Here is a 24412-nt window from a genome sequence, read left to right on the forward strand (position 1 = left end):
GAATTAATATGTTGAAAATCAAAATATTATGAAAAACAAGTATCTCCGTTATTTACTTTTTATATGGTTTATTTTAAAAAATATTCTGTTTGTCTAGCATTTTTTATAAAAAATATAATCAATAAGTTATTGTATATTTAAAGGTATAATAACTTCCTATTTGTACAGTTTTGAAACACCTTTTTTCTAGTTTATATTCAAATATTATTTCTTTTGTAATTGGAACATTCTGGTTATTTAGTAGTGTCGTACTTGCCCAAGGAGCCAACGATATTAATGAAAGCGGTAAGAATTTCTTTTTAGATTCAAAAGGGAAAAAATATGAGAATTCTGGAGAGTTAATTAAAGAACTTCGAAAAAGACATGAAACCTTGCTTCAAAAGGGAGATACTTTACAGGGGATTGATGTTTTAATGCAGTTGGCAGATGTTTACGGCCATAGAGCAGAGTATGCAAATTCCTATGATGTGTTCTGGCAATCCCTTTTTTTAGCGGATCGTGTAAAGAATGATTCTTTAGACGCCTTGATCGCATGGCGTTTAGGTAGGTTTTATAGCTTTTATAAAAGAGAAAAGGAATCTCTAAAGTATTTGAACAAGGCATTGAACATCAAAAAAAATATGGTTAAGGAAGGCAATGCAGACCCCGCTTATTTGGTCCTCAATTACTTTGCTTTTGTAAGTACCTATCGCGAGTTTGATATGCCAAAACTTGCAAGTAAATATTTAGACAGTTGTTTAATTTATTATAAAGATGTAAAGAATCAATTGCCTATGCCTCAATTGAACTTTGAAAAGGCATTTATCTTATCTAAAACAGGGCATAATGAAGAAGCACTGGAGTTGTTTAAAAATTTGGAACCATATTTTCTAGAAAATAGACCATCATATATGGTTTTGGTCTATACTTATTGGGGTGATGTTTTACAGAATATAGGTGATTTAAATAACAGTGTAAAATATTATGAAAAAGCTATTAATGCATCAGAAACGTATAAGCGGCATATTGATTTTACACCACTTATTTACGAACGCTTAACGGAACATTATGTAAAGCAAGGTAATTATCAAAAAGCATATGAGAATTTAAAAATAGCAAAGAATTTAGATGCACTATTTTTTGATGGTCGAAGTTCTAAGAATAAATCCATGTTAGAAATTCGGGATGAATTTAGAATTGAAAAACAACGGCAATTAGATTTAATACAACAACAGCGATTTGAAAAGCTAAAACAAGAAGAGAAAATTTCAATGTTGCAGCGTGTAATTTTGTTGGGCACTATAGTCTTTATTTTAATATTGGCATTTTTCTTTTTTAGGCACCTTCGTAATAAGCATAAGTTAGAAAAACAGCTGATTAGACGAAACAAAGAATTGGAAATACAAAAAGCTAACGAACTTTTAGAATTGAAGAATAAAGAACTAGCCGCTTCTGTGTTACAGCTTGTTGAGAAAGACGAGTTTTTAAAAGACTTAAAAGAAAAATTAAAATCCAATAAAGACAATCTACAGCAATCTGAGATAAATAAATTGTTACGGACCATATCTGTAAACAATAATAATAATTGGGAGGAGTTTAGACTCAGATTTACTGCTGTTAATGAGAAGTTCTATAAAAAATTGACCAAAAAATACCCTAATCTTACTCAAAGTGACCATAAGGTTTGTGCTCTTATTAAATTGAATTTTTCCAGTAAAGATATGGCCAGGCTGTTAGGTATTTCAGTAGAATCTGTGCATACTACCCGTTATAGATTGCGTAAAAAATTGAAACTGGAAAGAAAGGAAAATCTTGAAGATTTTATAGCACAGTTATAAATGAATTTAAAGATAATTTCAACATTTTAATTGTTGATGTTTTCGGTAGTCTATAATCATAGACCTTTAAGCGTTTTAAGGGGTTATTATATTTGTTTATCAAATTAGCCGACTTTGGTTGGGAATAAGTTCTCTCAAAATTATCTCATGGCATTAATTCAAATTATTGTCAGACTTTTTCTTATTGAAACTAATTATTAGTCTTGCTGTTAAGCATTACTTCAATGTAGTTTTGGTTGATCTTCTATTCTTATATAATTATAGTAGAACATTTTTTCAGGATCTTCAACTTGGTCATATTTAATATCCAATAATGTTGGCAATTCATATTATGCTTGATTTTTGATAAAATGAATTAAAAGTCTCTGGGTAAATAGCGTCAATTAGGCTGTCATTGTCTAAACCATTTTGTCTCTGGAATATGGATATAAATCACATTAAAAAAACTCACCTGAACAAAAACTGGACTGTATGTTCTATCTAGTGGATATATTTAATAATTATGGATTGTATTGGTAGGAAAAAAAATGAGTTGCTGATAGTTATATACCTTAAATATTAATTGAACAGATTTTTTAATAGGATTGATCATTTGTAGTATCTCTTAGCTGATATGGTGCTTAAAAAGGTGTGTGAAAGAGGTAGTTTACCGCTACGGAGTTAAAACGTAGAAGAATCGTTTTGTTGAATTAATTGTATGTCCAGTTTTTGTTGAGTGTCTATTTTAAAGTAGATGAACGGTTATTTCTAAATTGCTTCTCATTATCGAAATGATAATTGTCTATGGAAAAAAATATGAATATGAAATTGTTGCGAAGTAAAATGTACACAATTGATAAGTATAATAATTTTTCTTTCTGACAAAGACATAATTCATTTTCTATTTAAAATGATGATTGCAATAGACAATATAGTAATAATCAATATGGAAAAAATCCATGCAAACCATAAATAAACCAACCATTAAAGAAGGTCAAATCCCAAAAATTAAGCTAGACAAATTGGGGATTACCAATGCACAATATTTAAGTGCGGCATCTAAACGGGCATTACAATGGCCCGAGGTTGGTAATGAATGGTTTGTTGAGTTTGAAGAACTTAAACCTTTATTGGGAGATTTGGCATATGAAGAAGGTGTCTGTAGAAGAGACCCAAGTGCTATAATTAAAGAGAATGGCAAATACTACGTATGGTATAGCAAAAGTTTAGGTGCTACGCAGGGTTTTGCAGGCAATATTGAGAAGGATAAGGTTTTTCCATGGGACCGTTGCGATATTTGGTATGCAACTTCTAAAGATGGCTGGACATGGAAGGAAGAAGGTATCGCCGTAAAAAGAGGAGATTCTGGCTCTTTTGATGACCGTTCTGTTTTTACGGTAGAGGTAATGAAGCATAATGATAAATTCTACCTGAGCTATCAAACGGTTAAAAGTCCATATACGGTTCGGGTGAAAAATCAAGTTGGTTTGGCTTGGTCAGATAGCCCTAATGGTCCTTGGCAAAAATTACCGGAGCCAATTCTTTCACCTGCTGATAACGGAATTTGGTTGGGTGAAGAGGATAATAGGTTTAAGGTCGAAAAAAAAGGGGACTTTGATAGTCATAAAGTACATGATCCATGCATTTTACCGTATAAAGGCAAATTTTATTTGTATTACAAAGGCGAACAAATGGGTGAGGAAATAAACTTCGGCGGACGTCAAATTAGACATGGGGTTGCTATTGCGGATAATCCGTTAGGACCTTATGAAAAGTCGGTATATAATCCCATCAGCAATAGCGGTCATGAAATCTGTGTATGGCCCTATGATGATGGAATAGCATCTTTGATCACTACGGACGGACCGGAGAAAAATACCATACAATGGTCTCCAGATGGTATCAATTTTGAAATTGTGGCGAGTATTCAAAATCCGCCACATGCCATAGGTTTAAATAGGACTGCGGATACCGGGGGTAATCCAACAGAAATATTAAGATGGGGTTTGACCCATATATACAATAACGACGATTATCAAAGTATACAGCGGTTTTCGTCATATAATAAAACATCACATACAGCAATAGGAGAAAAAGCAATTTAAAATGATAGCAACACAGTACAAAGGCGATAAAACATTTTCTGTAATAGAAAAAGAAATAGAAGCTCCAGCAAAAGGAGAAGTTAGAATTAAAGTGGCATACGTAGGCGTTTGTGGTACAGATGTACATATTTATCATGGTATGATGGATAAACGTGTAAACATACCTGAGACCATTGGTCATGAAATGTCCGGAACCATAGACGCTATAGGTGAAGGTGTAAACGGATTCAAAGTAGGCGATAAAATAGTGGTTAGACCGTTGGATGATAGAAAGGTGAAATCATCTGACAAGGGGTTCAACCATATTTGTGAAGAGCTTAAGTTTATTGGTATTGATAGTCCGGGTGCCATGCAACAGTACTGGAACGTACCTGCATTTACACTTCATAAATTAAAAGAAGAAACAGACTTAAAATTGGCGGCATTGATAGAACCTTTATCAGTAGCAGTGCATGATGTAAGAATGGGTGAATTAAAGGCAGGTGAGACCGCCGTGGTTTTGGGCGGTGGCCCAATAGGTCTTTTAGTTGCTTTGGTAGCCAAGGAAAAAGGGGCACAGGTAATTGTATCTGAAGTAAATGAAACAAGAATATCCAAGGCAAAAGAATTAGGACTTGATGCTGTAAACCCTATAAAAACGGACTTAGTAGATTATGTAAAAAGCAAGACCGATGATAAAAGGGCAGATGTTGTATTCGAGGTTGCAGGAGTTCAACCTGCATTGGATATTATGACAGAGGTTGCCGGTATTAGAGGTAGAATTGTAATGGTAGCTATACATGGGCAAAAGAAAGAAGTAGACTTATTTAAATTCTTTTGGAAAGAACTTAAATTAATAGGGGCAAGAGTGTATGAAAAAGAGGATTATGAACAGGCTATACGTTTAATTACGGCGAATGAATTGCCATTCAATGAAATGATTACGGACGTGCAACCGCTAAAGAACATACAAACCGTATTTGAAAATATAGATAAAAACCCTGACGGACTAAAAGTCTTGATGGATTGTCAATCATAACTAAGAACTAAAACTTTATAAGAAAATGGGAGTACTGGATAAATTCAGTTTAAAAGGAAAAACGGCATTGGTTACGGGTTGTAAGCGAGGCATAGGTAAAGCCATGGCGATAGGTCTTGCGGAGGCTGGTGCAAATATCATAGGTGTAAGTGCTACTTTAGAGTCAAGCGGTAGCGATGTTGAAAAGGAAATAAAGGCACTGGGCAGAGATTTTAAAGCCTATGCGTGTGATTTTAGTGATAGAAAAGCACTATATGGTTTTATTGCAGCCGTTAAAGGCGATTTTCCTGTAATAGATATTTTGATAAACAATGCCGGAACCATATTAAGGGCCCCAGCCGTTGAACATTCAGACGAGTTATGGGATAAAGTGATAGAGGTAAACCAAAATGCACAATTCATTTTAACCAGGGAAATAGGAAAAGAAATGGTTGACCGTGGTGCAGGAAAAGTAATATTTACGGCATCGTTGTTAACCTACCAAGGCGGAATAACTGTGCCGGGCTATGCAGCCAGTAAAGGAGCGATCGGTCAGTTGACCATGGCCTTTGCCAACGAATGGGCCGGTAGCGGAGTAAATGTCAACGCCATTGCACCCGGGTATATAAGTACGGACAATACAGAGGCATTACGTAATAACGAAGAACGGGCAAATTCTATTTTGGCTAGAATTCCGGCAGGAAGATGGGGAGAGCCAGAAGATTTTGCAGGTCCCGTAGTCTTTTTGGCTTCGGACGCGGCTGCATATATGAATGGAAGCATCACTCTGGTAGACGGAGGTTGGATGGGTAGATAATCACACTAAAAACAGAAAAATGGCATCAATAAAAGAATACGAAATGTTTATAGATGGATCTTGGGTTACTTCAACCTCTGGTGAAACCATCGATATTATAAATCCATCAACTGAGGAGGTTTACGCAAAGGTTCAAAATGGAACGGTTGCGGAAGCTGTACAAGCATTGGAAGCAGCCGATAGGGCACAGAAAGAGTGGAAAAAAGTCCCTGCCAGAAAGAGAGCGGAACTTCTGTATAAATTTGCCGATGAAATAAAGGCGAATGCCGATAAATTGGCAGAGCTTTTAGTAAAGGAACAGGGTAAGTTGCTTAAAGTAGCTAAAATGGAAGTTGCGGTAACCGCTTCTTTTATAGAATATGCTTGTGAGGGAGCACGAAGAATTGAAGGTGATATCATTCCTTCAGACAACCCAAATGAACAAATTTGGATTCAAAAAATACCACGTGGAGTAGTAGTTGCTATAACGGCATGGAATTTTCCTTTGGCTTTGGCCGGAAGAAAAATTGGTCCGGCATTGGTAGCAGGAAATGCTATCGTGGTAAAACCGACTTCAGAAACTCCGCTAGCAACATTAGAGTTAGGGCACTTAGCTAAAAAAGTTGGTTTGCCAGATGGTTTGTTGAATATTATTACAGGACCGGGAAGAGCTATGGGTACTGCCTTGGTAGAAAATCCTATAACCAAAATGGTGACCATGACAGGATCTACTCCTGTAGGTCAACAAATTGCAAAAATGGCAGCACAGAACCTAACGCACGTACAATTGGAATTGGGTGGAAAGGCTCCGTTTATAGTGTTTGAAGATGCTGATATTGATGCGGCCGTAGATGCGGCCCTACATTCTAGATTTGACAATTGTGGCCAAGTATGTACTTGTAATGAGCGTATGTATGTTCATGAAGATATTTACTATGAATTCATGAATAAATTTATTCAAAAGACCAAAGCGTTAAAAGTGGGTGATCCAATGCTAGAGGATACAGATATGGGACCAAAGGTAAACAAAAGCGAATTGGAGCATATGGAGCATTTGGTCAAAGTGAGTTTAGATGAGGGTGCAACAATTGCCACTGGTGGTAAACGTTTGTCCGGAGGTGAATTTGATAAAGGATATTGGTTTGAACCAACGGTTTTGACCGATGTAACCCAAAATATGACCATTGTTCATGAAGAGTCATTTGGACCTATTTTACCTGTGTTGAAATTTAAGGATTTTGATGAGGTTGTAGGCTTTGCAAATGACTGTGAATATGGTTTGGCGGCAATGGTATTTACCAATGACATGAATAAGATCATGCGTTGCAACGATGAACTTGAATATGGTGAAATCTATGTGAATCGTGGTCATGGAGAACAGCACCAAGGTTTTCATAACGGATATAAGTTAAGTGGCTCTGGTGGTGAAGACGGTAAATACGGATTTGAGCAGTATATGGAAAAGAAAACGTTTTACGTAAGACATAAGGCATAATGAGTACAAGAATAGCAAATGTAGATTGTCAATTATTTAAGGTTCCTTTACCAGAAGTAATGAACGATGCCAAGCACGGCGACCATACGCATTTTGAGCTGGTGACAACTACAATTACCTTGGAGGACGGTACTGAAGGCACTGGTTACACGTATACCGGCGGTAAAGGCGGGCACGCTACCAAAGCTATGGTAGAGCATGATTTCACCTCTTTTTTAATAGGTAAGGATGGTTCTAAAATTGAAGAACTATATGAAGAAATGGAATGGCATATTCACTATGTAGGTAGAGGAGGTATAGCTTCTTTTGCCATTTCTACCATAGATATTGCCCTTTGGGATATTCGCTGTAAAAAAGCCGATAAACCTTTATATAAAATGGCCGGCGGTGCAGACAATACCTGTAAGGCATATTGTGGTGGTATAGATCTTCAATTTCCTATTCCTAAGCTTTTGGATAATATGAGAACCTATTTGGATAGCGGGTTCAATGCCGTTAAGATTAAAATAGGAAGGGAAAACTTAGAAGAAGATTTAGAACGCATAAAAGCGGTACGTGCGTTTGTTGGTCCGGATGTTACTTTTATGGTCGATGCCAACTATTCTATGACCGTAGAAAAAGCGATAAAAGCTATTGAAGGCTTTAAACAATATGATATTACCTGGTTTGAAGAACCGATTATACCTGATGATTATTTAGGATTTGGCGAAATTGTTGATCGTACCGGTTTTCCTTTGGCCATGGGTGAAAATTTACATACCATTCATGAATTTGAATATGCCTTTGCACAATCCAAACTATCCTTTATTCAACCGGATGCTTCTAATTGCGGTGGTGTAACAGGTTGGTTAAAAGTGGCAAAAATGGCGCAGGAACATCATATCCCGGTATGTAGTCATGGTATGCAAGAACTTCATGTAAGTCTTGTTTCTTCTCAACCCAATGCAGGTTGGTTAGAGGTACATAGTTTTCCCATCGATCAATATACCTTAAGACCTTTGGTTGTTGAAAATCATAGGGCGGTAGCTCCTGAAACTCCGGGTACCGGGGTCATTTTCGATTGGGAAAAATTAGCCCCTCACAAGAGCTAGGATTAACTGCGTTTAAGTGAGAGTATTACTTGTTTTAACAATGCTTTTATAAGCATGAACTATTACAAATACTTAACATGGAAGTAAATAAAAATTATATAATAAGAATAGCCGCCATTGTTGCACTGGGCGGCTTTATTCTTGGTTTTGATGCTTCCGTTATTTCTGGAACTTTAAAGTTTGTAGAACATGAATTCTCCCTTAACGACATTCAATTAGGCTGGCTGGTCAGTTCTATAACCCTGACTGCTGCGCTAGGCACTTTTATTGCGGGACCTTTAAGTGATAAAATAGGCAGAAGAAGCGTACTCAAATATGCAGCTTTATTATTTGCGGTCTCAGCGCTCTTTTCAGCATTTTCCACTACGTTCACCATGTTGATCATAGGCAGGTTAATAGGTGGTTTTTCTGTAGGTGCAGCTTTGATCATTGCTCCTATGTATATTGCAGAGGTAAGTCCGCCGGAGAAGAGAGGGCAAATGGTATCTTTTAATCAATTGAATATTGTCATTGGTATTTCGGCCGCATTTTTTACAAACTATCTAATCTTAAGATTGGGCGATAGCGATTATGGTTGGGTAAACACCATTAATCTAAAAAAATGGAATTGGCGTTGGATGCTTGGTTTAGAAGTGTTTCCCGCATTATTATATTATATAGGATTGTTTATTGTGCCGCAAAGCCCTAGATGGCTCTCCATGAAAGGTTCTTTAATAGAGGCAAGGCAAACGTTACAGAGGTTCGTGGGAGCAAATGAAGCAGCAAAACAAATGAAATCTATTGAAGAGAGTATTCTTCAAGAAGGTAAAAAAGAAAAGGTTCACTTCGGGGAGCTTTTTAAAAAGAACATACGCCTTGTAATACTGGTAGGCATTATTGTTGCCATATTTCAACAGCTGGTAGGTATAAATTCTGTGATGTTCTATGCACCCTTAATTTTTGAACAAACGGGCATTGGTACAGATGCATCGTTTTTACAAGCTATTTTAGTAGGATTGGTAAATTTGATATTTACTATCGTAGCCATGAAGATTATAGACAAATTAGGTAGGAAACCTATGTTGATTTACGGTATGATAGGTATGGCAACAGCAATGTTGATTCTAGCTTATGGTTTTAAAACGGCTACTTATATATTAGATGACAGCGCATTAAATGGGTTGCCTAATGAAGTGCCAATTGAAAAATTAAGGGCTTTGGAGGATCAAACCTTTACTTCAGATTTAGATTTTAAAGAGGCGCTTTCCAATGCCTTAGGTGATGATAAAGCCAAACAGTATGAAGCTATTTTGGTAACTGCCGCGGCAAAGATAAATTCGGTTCTTATTTTATGCGGTATACTTTTATTTGTCTCTTTTTATGCAGTTTCCATAGGTCCTGTAATGTGGGTGCTTTTTTCAGAACTGTTCCCAAATCGAATTCGCGGGTTGGCAATTTCATTTGTAGGTTTGGTAAACCTTACATTTGCCTTTTTGGTGCAACTTGTTTTTCCTTGGCAATTATCTAATCTTGGTAATTCGTTGACCTTTTTGTTATACGCAATTTTTGCAATAATAGGTTTGTTGTTTATTGCCGCCAAGGTACCGGAAACAAAAGGGAAATCACTAGAAGAATTGGAAAAACTACTAGTGAAATCCACATGACATTTTTAAACGGTATCTATATTAATACTTTGTCTTGTCTTGTTTAGAAGCCCAATTATTAAAGACTTCAACGGCTTCTTCTTGAAGCATTTGCTTAAAATGAATTTGTCTGTCCTGCATTTCAACTTCTAGCTCATCATATATAAACTGGTCATCAAAATCTATAGCCTTTGCATCTGCTTTATCACAACCATAATATACTGCCTTTGGTCTGGCCCAATAAATAGCACCAAAGCACATTGGGCAGGGTTCGCAAGAAGTATAAATAATACAATCTGTTAATTGAAACGTATTCAGTTTTTTACAGGCATCTCTAATAACCACCATTTCTGCATGTGCAGTAGGGTCGTTCGTTGAAGTTACCTTATTATGGCCTTCGGCTATAATTTCTCCATCTTTTACAACTACGGCACCAAATGGGCCGCCTGCGTTTGAGTTCATTCCTTTTGCTGCCATTTCTATGGCTCTTCTCATAAAAAACTCGTGATCTTTCGTCATATTTATAAAATTCTAATGGTATATATTTATTATTTGGGGATGCAAATTACGCCTTTTAGATGCAATTCTAAGCATAGGTTTTTTTTGAAAGAGAATGTTCTTTTTTGGCAATTGTTAAAAAAATTATGAAAGATTTTGATTTTTATCCGACTTAGTTTAAAACCAACCAATTAGAAAAATGATTAAGATGAATTATTTAAAGAGGTAAATTTCTCAATTGTACCTCTTAAAATCTACTCAACTGTCGTGTAAAGTAACTCTGTTGAATTTATAGTTTCTGTATACTGTTGATAATCAGTAATATTGGTTTTTGTTAAAATTAGATATTGAAAGCAATTACAAAATATTGGTTCTTAGAAGGATTTAGCCTTTTTAAAAAATTGGGGATGCCTTCTATGATGAAACTCTGCAATCTATTGGAGATGGAACATGTTGATAAAGGCAATATTATCGACATGGGAGATAGGGATAAAAATTGCATTTTCTTCTTAAAAAATGGATCTGTTAAAATTATCGACTCTGAAAATAACATTGTTAAGTATGTTGTGAAAAAGGGAAATATTTTTGGAGAACTCTCTATCTATGATAAGGATAACTCGTCTAAAGAAGTTGCCATAGCTCTAGAAGACGTAGTCATTTGTTATATAGAATCTGATATGATGGAAGGCTTAATGGAAGAGTATAAGTCTTTGAAAAACGGTCTGTTAAAAATATACGGTCTTCGTATTAGAAAATTGGAAACAAGACTGCAAGACCTATTATATAAGGATAGCAAAACTAGAATATCTGAATTTATTAAAGTTTTTATAGAAGAGTTTGGTGAAGTGGAAAAGGACCGGATAGTGGCAAAAAACTTACTCTCTCATAAAGACATTGCCAACTTGACCAATACCTCTAGGCAGACGGTAAATAACGTATTGAGCATAATGCGTAAAGAAAACATCATTGATTATGATTCAAAATTTATATCGTATTCAAAGAAAACTATATAACCATTTAAACATACATGTAAAATAAACCAACTATAATGAAAAAGTTCTCCCATTTTCCCCTAACATTCTCTTTACTATTATTTGCTAGCACTATATTTTCACAAGAAATAGAACAGTCTATTTATATTACCGGTAATACATGGGATATTTCAGATACTGAAGTGCTTTCTGAGATTTCAAAAAAATCGCAATTGGTAAATAAACCTACCGTATTAATATTAGGAAACGCTGCACCTAAAACTGAAATTGAAAAATCATTGGATATACAATTGTCTATACTATCAAATCTAGGCAAAGATGTCATTTTTATACCTGGTGATAAAGAATGGGTAAATGGCTACAAGGGTGTTTTTGATATAGAAAAATACATTCAGAAAAATAGCAAAGCCAAATTTTCTCCTGATGATGCAGAACCTATTAAGCATCAAGATTTGGGAGAAAACGTAGAATTGATTACGGTAGATTCTCAATGGTACTTAGAAAATTGGGACGATCATATTTATATTAATGAAGAATCTGAAATTCAGAATAGAACATTATTCTTTTTAGAATTTGAAAATCGCATAAAAAAAGCACAAGGTAAAATTGTTTTTGTAGCGCTACATCACCCAACAAAAACGAATAGTAAACAAGGTTTTCTTAGTAATATCGGAGGATTCTCTACACAAGAGTTTCAGAATAAGCAATACCGTACGCTTAGAAACAGGTTAAAAACTATAGCTAAAGGTGCGGATAACGTTATTTTCTTGTCCGGTAAAAGTGGAAACTTACAATATATAAAAGGTAATGTACCACAAATTATAAGCGGAGCGGCTGGTAAGCTTAAAGCTGTAAATAATGGAGGACAAGATGATTTTTCTATTGCTAAAAAAGGTTATGTACGTCTAGATATTACTACTAACGGTAGTGTATTGGCAAAGTATTTTACCTTAAAAAACGGAACTTTTAATGAGATTTTTAAGACGACTGTTCTAAAGAGTGAAACTGAAGATTTGGAAATTTACAACTTCGATAAAAATTTAGGAGCCAAAAAATTAGCGGCTATTTATACCAAAGAGGCTACTACAAAAAGTGGATTCTATAAAGCACTTTGGGGTGAACATTACAGAGAATTTTATGGTAAGGAAGTTGATGCTCCAGTTGTTTTTTTAGATACATTAATGGGAGGTTTAACGCCGTTAAAGCGAGGAGGCGGGCAGCAATCAAAATCACTTAGGTTAGAAGATAAAGAAGGTAAGCAGTATGTTATGCGTGCTCTAAAAAAGAGTACTATAAAATTTTTACAGGCAAATGCTTTTCAAGAGACTTATATTGGCGATGTTCTAGATGGTACAACAGTTGATAAATTTTTGGCCGATTTTTATACGACTTCAAACCCATATACTCCATTTGTTATAGGTGGGTTGTCTGATGCGGTTGGTGTCAATCATACCAATCCTATTTTATATTACATTCCTAAACAAGAAAGGTTAGGTGTTTATAATGATGAGTTTGGTGATGAGTTATACATGATTGAAGAGCATGTTGGCGATACACAAGTAGAGGCAGAGGGTTTTGGGAAACCGTTAAAAATATTAAGTACTGCTGATGTTTTACAAGAGATAAACAGATCGGGTAAATCGGTAGTAGATGAGCCTTCTTATATCCGTGCAAGAATATTCGATATGCTTTTGGGAGATTGGGACCGTCATGAAGACCAATGGCGCTGGGCACTTTATAAGAATGAAGACGGAACGGAATATTGCAGTCCAATACCCAGAGATCGAGACCAGGCATTTTCAAAGTACGACGGTAGTTTAATTAGTTTTTTGACAAGGGTAATTCCCGGGTTACGTAAAATGCAAACTTATGATGAAGAACTTAGAAGTGTAAAATGGTTTGCATCATCTCCCTATCATTTGGATTTAACTTTTATTCATGCTTCTGGATGGGATGAATGGGAAAGACAAACTGATCATATTCAAAATGAACTATCAGATGCTGATATTGAAAATGCCTTTGAGGCAATTCCTGAAGAAATAAAAGGACCGGTTATCAATGATATAAAGCGTAAATTAAAAGGCAGACGAGATAACCTTAAAAAGATTTCAAAAGCGTATTACCTTCATTTGAATAAATTTCAAGTAGTTACTGGAACACAGAAAGCAGATGATTTTACCATAACTAGGTTAGCTGATGGTAAGACTAATGTAAAAATAGATCGTAAAGATTTAGGCCTGTTAGATCATACATTTTCTAAAGATATCACTAAAGAAATTTGGCTGTTTGGATTAGATGGGAAAGATACGTTCACTGTGGAAGGGGAAGGTGACCAGCCTATAAAAATTAAAATAGTAGGAGGAAAGAAAAACGATACCTATGACTTTAAGAATACGCGTAAAGTAAAGTTATATGATTATAAGGATAAGGAGAATACTATTATAAATAAAAGATCTAAAAAATGGTTGGTAAATGATTATGAATTAAATAATTACAATCACAAAAAAGTAAAGTATAATTTTAATCAGTTATTGCCTATCATAGCATTTAATCCGGATGACGGAGTGAAATTAGGAGTGATTAGCAATCATACATCATATAGTTTACAACGTAATCCGTTTACGTATAAGCATAGTATCAATGCAGCATATTATACCAGTACATCAGGTTTCGATTTGTCGTATAAAGGTGAATTCTCAAATATATTTCATAACTGGAATTTTGGTTTAGAAGGTTTATATACAAGTCCTAGTTTTTCAGAGAATTTCTTCGGTTTTGGTAATGAAACGCTTTATGACGCTGATGAGGTGGATTTAGATTTTAATAGAATTAGAATTAGTAAATTTAAAGCAGCAGTGTCATTGCAATGGGAAGGTATTAACGGAGGTTCTTTCTATTTTAAACCTTTAATAGAATCTTTTGAGGTTGATAATACAGAGGATCGTTTTGTAGCACAACTACCACAGACTAATACAATTTTTGATAGGCAAACCTATGCAGGTGTAGAAACTGCTTATAATTTCAAAAATAAAAATAGTGCCGCTTTTCCTACCTTGGGGCTAGATGCAGGGCTGACCATAGGTTATAAAACGAATATAGATAATACCGAAGCAGATAATAGTTTTGCATACATACAACCACAATTGATCATAGATCACAAATTAACTAAAAGCGGAAGTATCGTTTTTGCAACCAAGATTGCAGGTGAAGCATTGATAGGTGATAATTTTGAATTTTACCATGCAGCAACTATTGGCGGTATCAATAGCTTAAGAGGATTTAGAAATGAAAGATTTACAGGAAAACAATCTTTTTATCAGAATACAGATTTAAGATTTCCTTTAGGGGGGTTAAGAACTAGCCTTGTTCCGTTTAGGTTTGGACTTACCGGTAGTTTCGATTACGGTAGGGTTTGGGTTGAAGATGATACCTCTAATAAATGGCATAATTCGGTAGGTGCGTCAGCTTGGCTTATAGGGGCTGAAGCATTTACGCTGAATCTGGGATATTTTAATAGTGTAGATGGGGGGCGTGTAGTCTTCGCACTAGGCTTTTCTTTTTAATTAAAAAATTACAACCAATGAAAAAACCAATTGCAATTGCTCAAGTAAGCACTTTAGAAAACAAGAAACCAGAACACGCATTAGTCAATGGTTTGGATTTAGTTATTGTAAAATTTGATGATGATATTTCTGTATTGTACGGTAGATGTTTGCATAGAGGGGCATTAATGTCAGACGGGCATGTAGATGGTCATAACCTTATTTGTGGTGTTCACGGCTGGGATTATAGAGTAGATACCGGAGTTTCTGAATACAATAATGCAGAGGTGTTACAAAAGTTTACTATTAAAATAGAAGGGGATAGTCTTTTTGTAGATGAAGAAGAGATAGATGCTTATTTAGTAGACAGTCCGCAGCCATTTAATAGAGATGCTTATTTAGGTGCTTACGCAGATACCCACCCTGAAGAAACAGAACCGTATACAGGGTATATAAAAGAATTAGCCACAAATGGATTAAAAAACTTGGGTCATCACGGATTCTCGGCTTCTATGGGAGTGGATAGAAATACGTTGCCAAAATGGAGCGATATTCAATTTTTGCCTGCCCAATTGGCAAGCAGACCTTTGTTAGATGAAGATGAAGTGGCAACAAAGGTGGTTATTGGTCCTAAAGCCAAGAAGCCTTTACATTTAGATATTCCCCTTTTTGTGAGTGATATGAGTTTTGGCGCATTATCTAGAGAAGCTAAAATAGCTTTGTCTAAAGGAGCGCAGTTAGCAGGTACAGGTATTTGCTCAGGAGAAGGCGGAATGTTACCTCATGAGCAAGAAAACAACAGCAAGTATTTTTATGAACTGGCTTCGGCAAAATTTGGATTTTCTTGGGATAAGCTAGACAAAGTTCAAGCTTTTCATTTTAAAGGCGGACAAGGTGCTAAAACAGGTACAGGGGGGCATTTGCCAGGTGCTAAAGTAAGTAAGGAAATTGCTGAGGTAAGAGGTTTAAAAGAAGGCGAGACGGCAATTTCACCGGCAACTTTCCCAGATTTTCATGGTGTAGATGACTTCAAATCTTTTGCAGAAAAAGTAAGAGAGCGTACGGGTGGTATTCCAATCGGTTTCAAAATTGCAGCCAGTCATATAGAAAAAGATATTCAGTTTGCATTAGATGTAGGTGTAGATTATATCATTTTAGATGGTAGAGGTGGGGGAACAGGTTCAGCACCAACCATATTAAGAGATAATATTAATGTACCTACAATACCTGCTTTAGCAAGAGCAAGAAAATATTTAGATAAAGTAGGTGCTACAGATGTAACCTTGGTAATTACAGGAGGTTTACGTATTGCAGAAGATTTTGGTAAAGCACTTATGTTAGGTGCGGATGCTATTGCCGTATCTAATTCGGCTTTACAGGCAATCGGTTGTTTGGGTATGCGTGCTTGTGGTAGTAACAACTGTCCGGTGGGTATTGCAACTCAAAAAGAATTTTTGCGTAGTAGGTTGATTATAGATTCTTCAGCGAAACAATTACATAACTATTTTGATGCCACAAATAACCTTATAAAAGTTATTGCAAGAGCTTGTGGTCATGATGATATCTCAAAATTCAATTTTGATGACTTATCTACTTTTAATCATGATATGCATCGTTTAACAGGAATTAATTATGGTGGTGTTAACCCCTAAAAACAAAATATAAATGGAAAAAATGATGCACTTAGCAGCACAATATTTAGCAGCTGCAGGAATAAGTTTTGTAGAGAAGAAGGCAGATGATAGTCATACTAATCTTGGATGGTCAATTGATAAACAACGTCTTGAAACGCACCCGTTATCAACAGACGGAGACGTTCTTACTTTAAACTACAACACCTTTTCTTTGGAGTGGGATTCTCCTAAGAACAAAGCTTCTTTTGCATTGGATGGAAAAACCCATCAACAAGTATTGGAACGGTTAACGAATTCTGCAGATTCATTTTTGGGTAAGACATATACCTATGATTTTCATTACGACCTGCCATATTCAATTGATGATTCTTTCACCTTTGTACTAGATGGGTCTAAATTAAAGGAACTTGCGGATTTAAGATCCCTGACGCAATCTAGTTTAGAAAAAACACTTGCCGTAAATGGTTTAGAATCAGACATTCGTATTTGGCCCCATCATTTTGATTCGGGTGCTTATGTTGTAATTTCTGATGATTTGTCTATAGGCTTTGGTTTAGCTGTACCCGATACGATGGTCACTGAACACTATTTTTATATCAGCGGATACAAAGGTCATAGTGGTTTAGATACTTCTAAGTTTGATTCACTTTCCTTAGGTGAATGGAAAAATGAAGGATTCAAAGGAGCAGTTTTACCAGCTACAAATATTAATGAAGAACAAGCGGTACAGTTTTTTACGGAAGCTATTAACACCTATAAAAAGTAAATATGCAGGTAACCAGTCTTTCCTTAGAAGCCTTTAAAGAAATGGATTATTGGGCAGTTGAAAAATACAACCTGTCCATTGAGTTGATGATGGAAAATGCCGGTTTGCAGTTGGCTAGGTTAATCGCTAAAAAAGCAAATAAAAGTTCGGTAATAACCATTGGGGTAGGTAATGGCAATAATGGCGGCGGCGGTCTGGTCGCTGCTCGTAGACTTGCTGCTTGGGGTTACAATGTAAATTTAGATTTGGTTGTACCTATTAGCAAAGACCTACCAAAAGCTCAATTAGAAAGAGCATTGCTATTTGGGGCAAAGAAAGGTATACCGGAAACTACTGATATTTGGGTAGATGCCTATTTGGGGTTCTCTCAAAGATTACCGCTGTCTGATGCATTTGCCAAAAGTATTGTACTAGCCAACGCATCATCGGCATTTAGAATATCGTTGGACATTCCCGTTGGTATTTCTAAAGATGGTGAATTATCAGGTTTTAAAGCGGACCAAATAATGACCTTGGCAGCTTCTAAAATTATTTTAGAAAAATTACCAAGCGGAGTAGAAGTGTTTATGGCTGATTTGGGAATTCCGAAATCTGTTTATGAGCATTTTAATATAAAAATGCCAAATTTTAAAGAACACCAATTGATAAAGATTAAATAACCTAAAAAGAACCGACCCATGGAAAAGAAAGTAGTGTGGCATAAAGTGTTAGATAATAAAAAGAGATTGGCAGAAGGTCGTGTAATGACCGTTACTGCTGCTCATAAAGGTATTTGCTTAACACATTTTAAAGGCAAATTTTCTGCTCTAGATAATAAGTGTCCGCACCAAGGTGGACCTTTGGGCGAAGGTTCTATTGAAAACGGATTGCTACGTTGCCCGTGGCACGGTTGGGATTTTGACCCTTGTACAGGTGTGCCACCAGGTGGTTTTGATGATGGTATTGAAACATTTCCAACAAAGGAAGAAGGCAATGAAATTTTTGTGGGTATTGAAGAGGAAGAGAAACACGCAGAAACGATTTCTGACGTGATGATTGAAACCATGGTAAATTGGGGCGTTGATACTGGTTTTGGCATGGTTGGTCATTCAAACCTAGGGGTTGCCGATGCTATGATGCGTCAAGAAGAAAAAGGAAATTTCAGATTTTATGGAATACGTCACGAAGGTGCTGCAGCATTTGCGGCATCTGCTTATGGTAAACTAATGGGGAAACCCGCAGTTTGTTTTGGAATAGCCGGTCCGGGTTCTACCAATATGTTTACCGGTATGTGGGATGCTAAAGTAGACCGCTCACCAATGCTTGCTATTTCTGGTCAGGTGAATACACAAGTACTAGGAACTGGTGCTTTTCAAGAAGTAGATTTGGTAGGTGCTTTTCAAACCGTAGCCAATTTTAACCATAGTGTACAACAAAACTCTAAGCATAGTGAGTTAATGAGTTTGGCTATTAAAAGTGCATTGATAAATAGAGATGTGTCTCATGTTACTTTCCCAGATGAGGTAGCCTTTATGCCAAAGCCAGATAACGAAAAGGCACAGACTCCAGAAGATAGAATTACACCTTTTAATATTTCACCGCCAAGACAAATGGTAGCGAAAGCGGTGGGTATGATTACAAATTCAGAACTACCTGCAATTATAGTAGGGCATGGCGCTCGTTTTCAAATGGATGCTATAATCGCATTTGCTGAAAAATTAAATTGTCCAGTAATCACCACCTTTAAAGGAAAAGGACAAATTTCTGACCATCATGAATTAGGTTGTGGTGTGTTAGGACGAAGCGGAACACCTATAGCTTCTTGGTTCATGAACGAGAGTGATTTATTGATTGTTTTTGGCGCATCGTTTTCTAATCATACAGGTATTACGCCTAAAAAACCTATTATACAGGTAGATTATGACCCAGCAGCTTTAAGTAAATTTCATAAAGTTGATGCTGCCCTATGGGGAGAGATTTCTGAAACCTTGACCATTATAGAAGAACAAACCGAAGGAAAAATAAATACGGTAGATAGACGCCCAGAAATTGCCAAAAGATGGGAGATTTGGCAAGAAGAAAAATCAAGTAGGTTACAAGATGAAAGTACGGTTGGTTTAAGTTCAATAGCCGTTTTTGATGCAATGAACAAAGTAGTGCCAGACAATGCGGTTATTGCCGTAGATGTTGGTAACAACACCTATTCTTTTGGTCGTTATTTTGAACCTAAAAATCAATCTGTATTAATGTCCGGTTACTTAGGTTCTATAGGCTTTGCGTTGCCTGCGGCAATGGGCGCATGGGCTGCTCAAGGCAACGAAAGACCTATTTGGTCGGTCTCAGGTGATGGTGGCTTTGGTCAGTATTTAGGTGAAATGATGACTTTGGTGAAATACAATATGAACATCAAACATGTGCTTTTAAACAACTCAGAAATTGGTAAAATTTCAAAGGAGCAAAAAGCGGCTGAATTAGATGTTTGGAAAACTTCTTTACACAATGCAAATTTTTCAAAATATGCAGAGAATTGTGGAGCACTTGGTATTAGGGTTACCAAAATAGAAGAATTAATACCTGCTTTAGAAAAACTAAAAGCACACGATGGTGCGGCATTACTGGAGATAATCACTGATGCTAATTTGATTTAAATAAGAAAACATGTTTCAATCATTTAGTATCATATTCTTAATTGCCGCCTTTTTTAGTTACGTTAACTATAAGTGGTTAAAGTTGCCATCAACTATAGGGTTAATGATTTTAGCCTTGTCAATGGTCGTGCTAATTACATTGACGAAAAATATATTTCCGGCATTTTATCTTTATTTCTGTGATTTAGTAATAAATACAGATTTCAGAAGTCTGTTAATGGACGGTATGTTGAGTTTCTTGCTCTTTGCAGGTTCTTTACATGTTAATATAGATGACCTAAAAAAAGAGCGGAAATCCATACTATTGTTTGCAACGTTTGGGGTGCTTATTTCTACTACAATAGTCGGTTTTTTAACCTTTTACCTTGCTCAATCCTTATCAATAGAATTACCACTTATACATGCTTTGCTTTTTGGAGCATTAATTTCGCCAACAGACCCCATAGCGGTAATGTCAATTTTGAAAAAGGCAAATATTCAGAAAAGCTTGGGAGTGAAAATTGAGGGCGAATCTTTATTTAATGACGGTATTGGAGTTGTAGTGTTTTCTGGTTTGCTAATTGTAGCACGTTTAGATGAAAATAGTAATGAATCATTAAGTAGTACTATTGGTGAGTTATTTTTAATGGAAGCCGTTGGTGGAATTGTCTACGGTTTGATTTTAGGTTATATAGGATATAGAGTTATTAAATCTATTAATGAAAATCCGCAATTAGCGGTACTAATAAGTTTAGCCATTGTTATAGGCGGTTATGCAATAGCCTCTATACTTCATGTTTCTGGACCTTTAGCTATGGTGGTATCTGGAATGGTCATTGGTAATAAAATTAATATAGCATCAAATAAAGGAATGACGCGGAAAATGCTGAATAATATTTGGGAAGTTCTAGATGATGTTTTCAATGCTATTCTATTTGTTCTAATAGGGTTGTCAATACATCTTCTTAAATTTGATTCGTTATATCTTACATTAGGCTTCTTGTCTGTATTGGTGGTACTTTTGGCTCGTTTTATATCGGTATTATTACCGTATAGCTTACTTAAACATGAAGAAAGTAAACCTATAAAAACAGTGGCGATTTTAACTTGGGGAGGCTTGCGCGGTGGTATATCAATAGCGCTGGCACTTAGTTTATCAGAAGACCTTTCCGCAGAAATAATATTGTATATAACCTATGTTGTCGTACTGGTGTCGGTAATCGTACAAGGATTAAGTGTTGGTAAAGTAGCAAAGAAAATATATAGCGAGTAAAATTATTTAATGATGGACGAATCAGAAAAAGTAATAAAAAAGCAGGAAAAAGCGATTGATAAGCAATTGATTGCCGAATTGGGTATTGATAAAGAGAAGCTGAAAGAGCTAAAGAAGAAACTTTCAAAAGTTGAACCTCGCTCAGAACGTGGAGCAGAAACCTTGTTTCGTTTAGTGTCTAAAAATCAGTATACCTTGAATACAATGATCGATAGAAAATCGAACATTCTTATTTCCATAAACGCGCTTATTCTTTCTATAATTTTAGGTACCGTATTAAGTCAATTAGATAAAGATCCACATCTTATATATCCGGCAATTATAATGTTAGGAACCAATCTCATTTCTATAGCATATGCCGTATTTGCGACTAGACCAGAACTTACGCATGGAGATAGGAGTACCAATAACCTTTTGTTCTATGGTAATTTTAATACCATGAATGAAGAAGAGTATACCGAAGGGCTAACGAGTTTAATGTATAAGGGAGACGAGCTTTATAAGACTATTGCAAGAGATACGTTTCATTTAGGTAAGACGATAGATAGAAAATTTAAACTACTTAGAACTTCTTTTCATGTATTCTTAGTAGGTATTATTTTGGCGGTGATAGGGTTTATAGCGTGCCATATCATGTTTGCTATGTAGTATTAACTTAACAGTACAGCGTTTGTTTTAATTCTAAAACAACGTTCTTCTCCCAAATAAAGAGGATTACCGTGTTTCTCGGACCAAAATCCGTCTAGAACATCTTTGCTAAGGCACTGGTACACTACAACACCTTTGTAAATATTTTGGTCATCGCCAGTATAGCTGAAATTTATCACCAAAATATTATTCTTGAAAAAACCTGTTCCAGTCTGTTTCTGAGTATTATTAATGGTCCATTTTGCAATAATTCTTTTATTACCATCAAGGGATAATAAAAGTAGGCCTTTGTAATTATGCGATTCCCCATCTTGGTTGCTCCCTATAATAGAATACGAACCAACTAATTCTTCAATATTCATATGGCATTCAATTAAAAGGCGAAAGTATTGAAAATTTCATTTGAGGTCTCCATAAAGTGAAGCCTACCCTTCATATGTTCCGTTTATGTTTAAATATTCTTTTTCATTTAAATTTAAACCTTCTATAATTTCAAGAGAGTTGTAGATTCTTCAGAAAAGAACAATCTTTAAACTTTAAATTAAACTGACAACGACCATGAGGAAAGTAACCGTGTATTTTGTAATATTATTTTGGTGCGGATTTAACATAAAGGCACAAGAACAAGAGTATGGAAAAAATCAGCCCTATTCTTCTTATTGGTTTGTACACGAGCTTTTAGAATGGTCACCAGAAAATGATAGGGAAGCAAAGTTTAATGTAAGTAGTATTCCTTTGGCAGATCGGTTTTTAAATGATAGTACGGATTTAGGAGAAAGTTCACCAAAAATTCCGGGTATTATAGCTTTAATGGCACCTCATACCACTAATTTTCATCCATCTCAAGGGTTTTCTTCGGTAAAACAATATGCTTTTCCATTTTGGCAATACATAGATTATTTTGTGCAATGGGGTGGCTCAGCAAACGAAGGTATTATTGTGCCACCAACAGCGTTCTGGACAGATGCTGCCCATAAAAACGGAGTAAAGAGTATAGGTACGGTGTTTTTTCCGCCCAACGTTTATGGTGGTAAGGAAGAGTGGGTGTATGAGTTTCTTGTAAAGAATGAGGATGGAAGCTTTCCCGTTGCCGATAAACTTATTGAAGTAGCTAAAACATATAATTTTGATGGCTGGTTTATTAATCAAGAAACGTATGATTTGGTGGGCAATGTGGGGGAACTCATGCAAGAGTTCATCACATATTATAGGGAACGATCAAATTTAAAATTGGTCTGGTACGATGCCATGATAGATGATTCACGCGTAATTTGGCAAGACGAATTAAACGAGCACAATCAAATGTATTTTCAAAATGGAGATACTAATATGTCTGATGTGTTTTTTATCAATTTTAGGTATCACGATGTTAATTTAGAAGATAGTAAAGTTCTGGCCAATAAACTGGGAAGAAGTGAGTGGGATCTGTTCGCGGGTATAGATGTACAGTCCAAAAGTTATAAGACTCTTGTTAAATGGGATGCACTATATAAGAATGGTAAACCTAATAATACATCTATAGGTATTTACTGGTCCAATGCTACCTTTGATATTTCTGAAAGTAAAATGCCAGAGGACGTATACCGTAATGAACAAAATTTTTGGAATGGTGGTTCAACCATAGAGACCAGGTTTGGCGAAAGTACTTGGCAAGGATTCTCCAATTATTTTGAACCACGTAGCGTAATTAATGAACTGCCTTTTAAATCTAATTTCAATTACGGACTTGGTAGTTTTTACAATGAGAAAGGAATAACGGTTTCTAGAGAAGAATGGCATAATTTAAGTATTCAAGACGTATTGCCAACATGGCAATTTCATGTAGATACTACCAAAGTTGAACCTACCATTAGTTTTGAGGATAGTTATTTTGGTGGTAGTAGCTTATTCTTAGAAGCGTACGAGAATGCAGAACTACCTTTGTACAAGACAAAAATAAGTTTAGAAAAGAATGTGAATTTTAGCGTTGTCGCTAAAACTACTGGTGATATAAGTTTAGAGTTTTATTGCCAATTATCTAACGGGGAGATTTTAACCAATGCGCTTAAAAATTCACTTTCCTGGAAGAAAAACAATTTTAGAATAACCGCTCGTAAAAACGTTCGTATAATTAAGATTGGAGTTAGAACTAGGGGCAAAGGTAGTGCGTATTTAGGCGAGGTTGCCATAAACTCCAAACACGAACCATCACCAACTACATCTCAATTTCAGGTAAATGGTTTTTTAAATGAAAACAATGCCGAATTGTATGTTCATTTTAAAACTTTAGATGCTCCTGTATATCATAATATATACTTTATAAATGAAGAAAATGACAAAATTTGGTTAGGTAAAACACCCTCTAAAGATTTTTATATTTCAAAAATTCCTACAAAAAACGGAAAAATAAAAATTGAGGTGCAATCGGAGAGTTTTGGTGGTAAAAAAGGTGAAATCATTAAAAAAACCATTGACATTTCTAAATGATACCATTTGATTTTTTAAAGAGAAAATTGAGTTTTTTAGACAGATGGGTAAAGCTATTATATTGAAGAAAAACGACTTAAGTTGG

18 protein-coding genes are annotated in these 24412 nt (G+C 35.7%); 16 read left to right on the forward strand and 2 right to left on the reverse strand.

Annotated features, from left to right (window positions below; translation table 11 throughout):
- Window positions 1-170 precede the first annotated feature (170 nt).
- The 7 genes from VBZ51_RS16940 (at window position 171) to VBZ51_RS16970 (ending at window position 9923) form a co-directional block, all read left to right on the forward strand.
- Window positions 171-1817: a hypothetical protein gene (locus VBZ51_RS16940; protein WP_348429342.1), complete on the forward strand. Its 1647-nt coding sequence runs from the start codon at window positions 171-173 to the stop codon at window positions 1815-1817.
- Window positions 1818-2755: 938 nt separating this feature from the next.
- On the forward strand, window positions 2756-3901 hold the full coding sequence (locus VBZ51_RS16945) for a glycoside hydrolase family 117 protein (protein ID WP_416577693.1): 1146 nt from the start codon (window positions 2756-2758) through the stop codon (window positions 3899-3901).
- Between the two features lies 1 nt (window position 3902).
- Entirely contained in the window at window positions 3903-4919 is a 1017-nt protein-coding gene (locus VBZ51_RS16950; protein WP_416577694.1) for a zinc-dependent alcohol dehydrogenase, read from the forward strand.
- 25 nt (window positions 4920-4944) lie between these two features.
- Window positions 4945-5715 (forward strand): SDR family oxidoreductase, encoded by a 771-nt coding sequence (locus tag VBZ51_RS16955; protein ID WP_416577695.1) that lies wholly within the window; start codon window positions 4945-4947, stop codon window positions 5713-5715.
- 19 nt (window positions 5716-5734) lie between these two features.
- Window positions 5735-7189 (forward strand): aldehyde dehydrogenase, encoded by a 1455-nt coding sequence (gene aldA, locus VBZ51_RS16960; RefSeq protein WP_416577696.1) that lies wholly within the window; start codon window positions 5735-5737, stop codon window positions 7187-7189.
- Window positions 7189-8280, forward strand: coding sequence for a mandelate racemase/muconate lactonizing enzyme family protein (locus VBZ51_RS16965; protein ID WP_416577697.1), 1092 nt, complete (start codon window positions 7189-7191; stop codon window positions 8278-8280). Before aldA ends, VBZ51_RS16965 begins: the two co-directional genes overlap by 1 nt.
- Before the next feature lie 68 nt (window positions 8281-8348).
- The gene (locus VBZ51_RS16970) at window positions 8349-9923 is read left to right on the forward strand and encodes a sugar porter family MFS transporter (protein WP_416577786.1); all 1575 of its coding nucleotides are present in this window, start codon (window positions 8349-8351) and stop codon (window positions 9921-9923) included.
- A gap of 21 nt (window positions 9924-9944) precedes the next feature.
- On the opposite strand, the gene VBZ51_RS16975 is transcribed toward VBZ51_RS16970, so the two are convergent.
- Complete coding sequence (locus tag VBZ51_RS16975) at window positions 9945-10421, reverse strand: nucleoside deaminase (protein WP_291961932.1); 477 nt, start codon at window positions 10419-10421, stop codon at window positions 9945-9947.
- Between the two features lie 326 nt (window positions 10422-10747).
- Here VBZ51_RS16975 and VBZ51_RS16980 point away from each other — a divergent pair, with 326 nt between their 5' ends.
- The 8 genes from VBZ51_RS16980 to VBZ51_RS17015 are packed head-to-tail and all read left to right on the forward strand — an operon-like array spanning window position 10748 to window position 21861.
- Window positions 10748-11413, forward strand: coding sequence for a Crp/Fnr family transcriptional regulator (locus tag VBZ51_RS16980; RefSeq protein ID WP_416577698.1), 666 nt, complete (start codon window positions 10748-10750; stop codon window positions 11411-11413).
- Between the two features lie 35 nt (window positions 11414-11448).
- The gene (locus tag VBZ51_RS16985) at window positions 11449-14955 is read left to right on the forward strand and encodes a metallophosphatase (protein WP_416577699.1); all 3507 of its coding nucleotides are present in this window, start codon (window positions 11449-11451) and stop codon (window positions 14953-14955) included.
- A gap of 17 nt (window positions 14956-14972) precedes the next feature.
- Window positions 14973-16586, forward strand: coding sequence for a glutamate synthase-related protein (locus VBZ51_RS16990; protein ID WP_416577700.1), 1614 nt, complete (start codon window positions 14973-14975; stop codon window positions 16584-16586).
- A 22-nt stretch (window positions 16587-16608) separates the two neighbouring features.
- Window positions 16609-17334, forward strand: coding sequence for a hypothetical protein (locus VBZ51_RS16995; RefSeq protein ID WP_416577701.1), 726 nt, complete (start codon window positions 16609-16611; stop codon window positions 17332-17334).
- Window positions 17335-17336: 2 nt separating this feature from the next.
- The gene (locus VBZ51_RS17000) at window positions 17337-17993 is read left to right on the forward strand and encodes an NAD(P)H-hydrate epimerase (protein ID WP_416577702.1); all 657 of its coding nucleotides are present in this window, start codon (window positions 17337-17339) and stop codon (window positions 17991-17993) included.
- Window positions 17994-18011: 18 nt separating this feature from the next.
- The gene (locus tag VBZ51_RS17005) at window positions 18012-19961 is read left to right on the forward strand and encodes a thiamine pyrophosphate-binding protein (RefSeq protein WP_416577703.1); all 1950 of its coding nucleotides are present in this window, start codon (window positions 18012-18014) and stop codon (window positions 19959-19961) included.
- Between the two features lie 10 nt (window positions 19962-19971).
- The gene (locus VBZ51_RS17010) at window positions 19972-21213 is read left to right on the forward strand and encodes a cation:proton antiporter (RefSeq protein ID WP_416577704.1); all 1242 of its coding nucleotides are present in this window, start codon (window positions 19972-19974) and stop codon (window positions 21211-21213) included.
- A gap of 9 nt (window positions 21214-21222) precedes the next feature.
- On the forward strand, window positions 21223-21861 hold the full coding sequence (locus tag VBZ51_RS17015; RefSeq protein ID WP_416577705.1) for a Pycsar system effector family protein: 639 nt from the start codon (window positions 21223-21225) through the stop codon (window positions 21859-21861).
- A 2-nt stretch (window positions 21862-21863) separates the two neighbouring features.
- On the opposite strand, the gene VBZ51_RS17020 is transcribed toward VBZ51_RS17015, so the two are convergent.
- A complete protein-coding gene (locus VBZ51_RS17020; protein WP_416577706.1) occupies window positions 21864-22223 on the reverse strand; it encodes a hypothetical protein in 360 nt (119 codons plus the stop codon).
- 196 nt (window positions 22224-22419) lie between these two features.
- Between VBZ51_RS17020 and VBZ51_RS17025 the strand changes: the two genes are divergently transcribed.
- A complete protein-coding gene (locus tag VBZ51_RS17025) occupies window positions 22420-24327 on the forward strand; it encodes an endo-beta-N-acetylglucosaminidase (RefSeq protein ID WP_416577707.1) in 1908 nt (635 codons plus the stop codon).
- Window positions 24328-24412: the final 85 nt, after the last annotated feature.

Origin of the sequence: Maribacter sp. HS, assembly GCF_048059195.1 — a bacterium.
GTDB lineage: Bacteria > Bacteroidota > Bacteroidia > Flavobacteriales > Flavobacteriaceae > Maribacter > Maribacter dokdonensis.

Bases quoted from the DNA above. Each gene is read 5' to 3' on its own strand.
- VBZ51_RS16975 (WP_291961932.1), bottom strand. From the start codon at position 10,421: ATGACGAAAGATCACGAGTTTTTTATGAGAAGAGCCATAGAAATGGCA.
- VBZ51_RS17010 (WP_416577704.1), top strand. From the start codon at position 19,972: ATGTTTCAATCATTTAGTATCATATTCTTAATTGCCGCCTTTTTTAGT.
- VBZ51_RS16990 (WP_416577700.1), top strand. From the start codon at position 14,973: ATGAAAAAACCAATTGCAATTGCTCAAGTAAGCACTTTAGAAAACAAG.
- VBZ51_RS17015 (WP_416577705.1), top strand. From the start codon at position 21,223: ATGATGGACGAATCAGAAAAAGTAATAAAAAAGCAGGAAAAAGCGATT.
- VBZ51_RS17000 (WP_416577702.1), top strand. From the start codon at position 17,337: ATGCAGGTAACCAGTCTTTCCTTAGAAGCCTTTAAAGAAATGGATTAT.
- VBZ51_RS16995 (WP_416577701.1), top strand. From the start codon at position 16,609: ATGATGCACTTAGCAGCACAATATTTAGCAGCTGCAGGAATAAGTTTT.
- VBZ51_RS16945 (WP_416577693.1), top strand. From the start codon at position 2,756: ATGCAAACCATAAATAAACCAACCATTAAAGAAGGTCAAATCCCAAAA.
- VBZ51_RS16955 (WP_416577695.1), top strand. From the start codon at position 4,945: ATGGGAGTACTGGATAAATTCAGTTTAAAAGGAAAAACGGCATTGGTT.
- VBZ51_RS17020 (WP_416577706.1), bottom strand. From the start codon at position 22,223: ATGAATATTGAAGAATTAGTTGGTTCGTATTCTATTATAGGGAGCAAC.
- aldA (WP_416577696.1), top strand. From the start codon at position 5,735: ATGGCATCAATAAAAGAATACGAAATGTTTATAGATGGATCTTGGGTT.
- VBZ51_RS17005 (WP_416577703.1), top strand. From the start codon at position 18,012: ATGGAAAAGAAAGTAGTGTGGCATAAAGTGTTAGATAATAAAAAGAGA.
- VBZ51_RS16950 (WP_416577694.1), top strand. From the start codon at position 3,903: ATGATAGCAACACAGTACAAAGGCGATAAAACATTTTCTGTAATAGAA.
- VBZ51_RS16985 (WP_416577699.1), top strand. From the start codon at position 11,449: ATGAAAAAGTTCTCCCATTTTCCCCTAACATTCTCTTTACTATTATTT.
- VBZ51_RS17025 (WP_416577707.1), top strand. From the start codon at position 22,420: ATGAGGAAAGTAACCGTGTATTTTGTAATATTATTTTGGTGCGGATTT.
- VBZ51_RS16965 (WP_416577697.1), top strand. From the start codon at position 7,189: ATGAGTACAAGAATAGCAAATGTAGATTGTCAATTATTTAAGGTTCCT.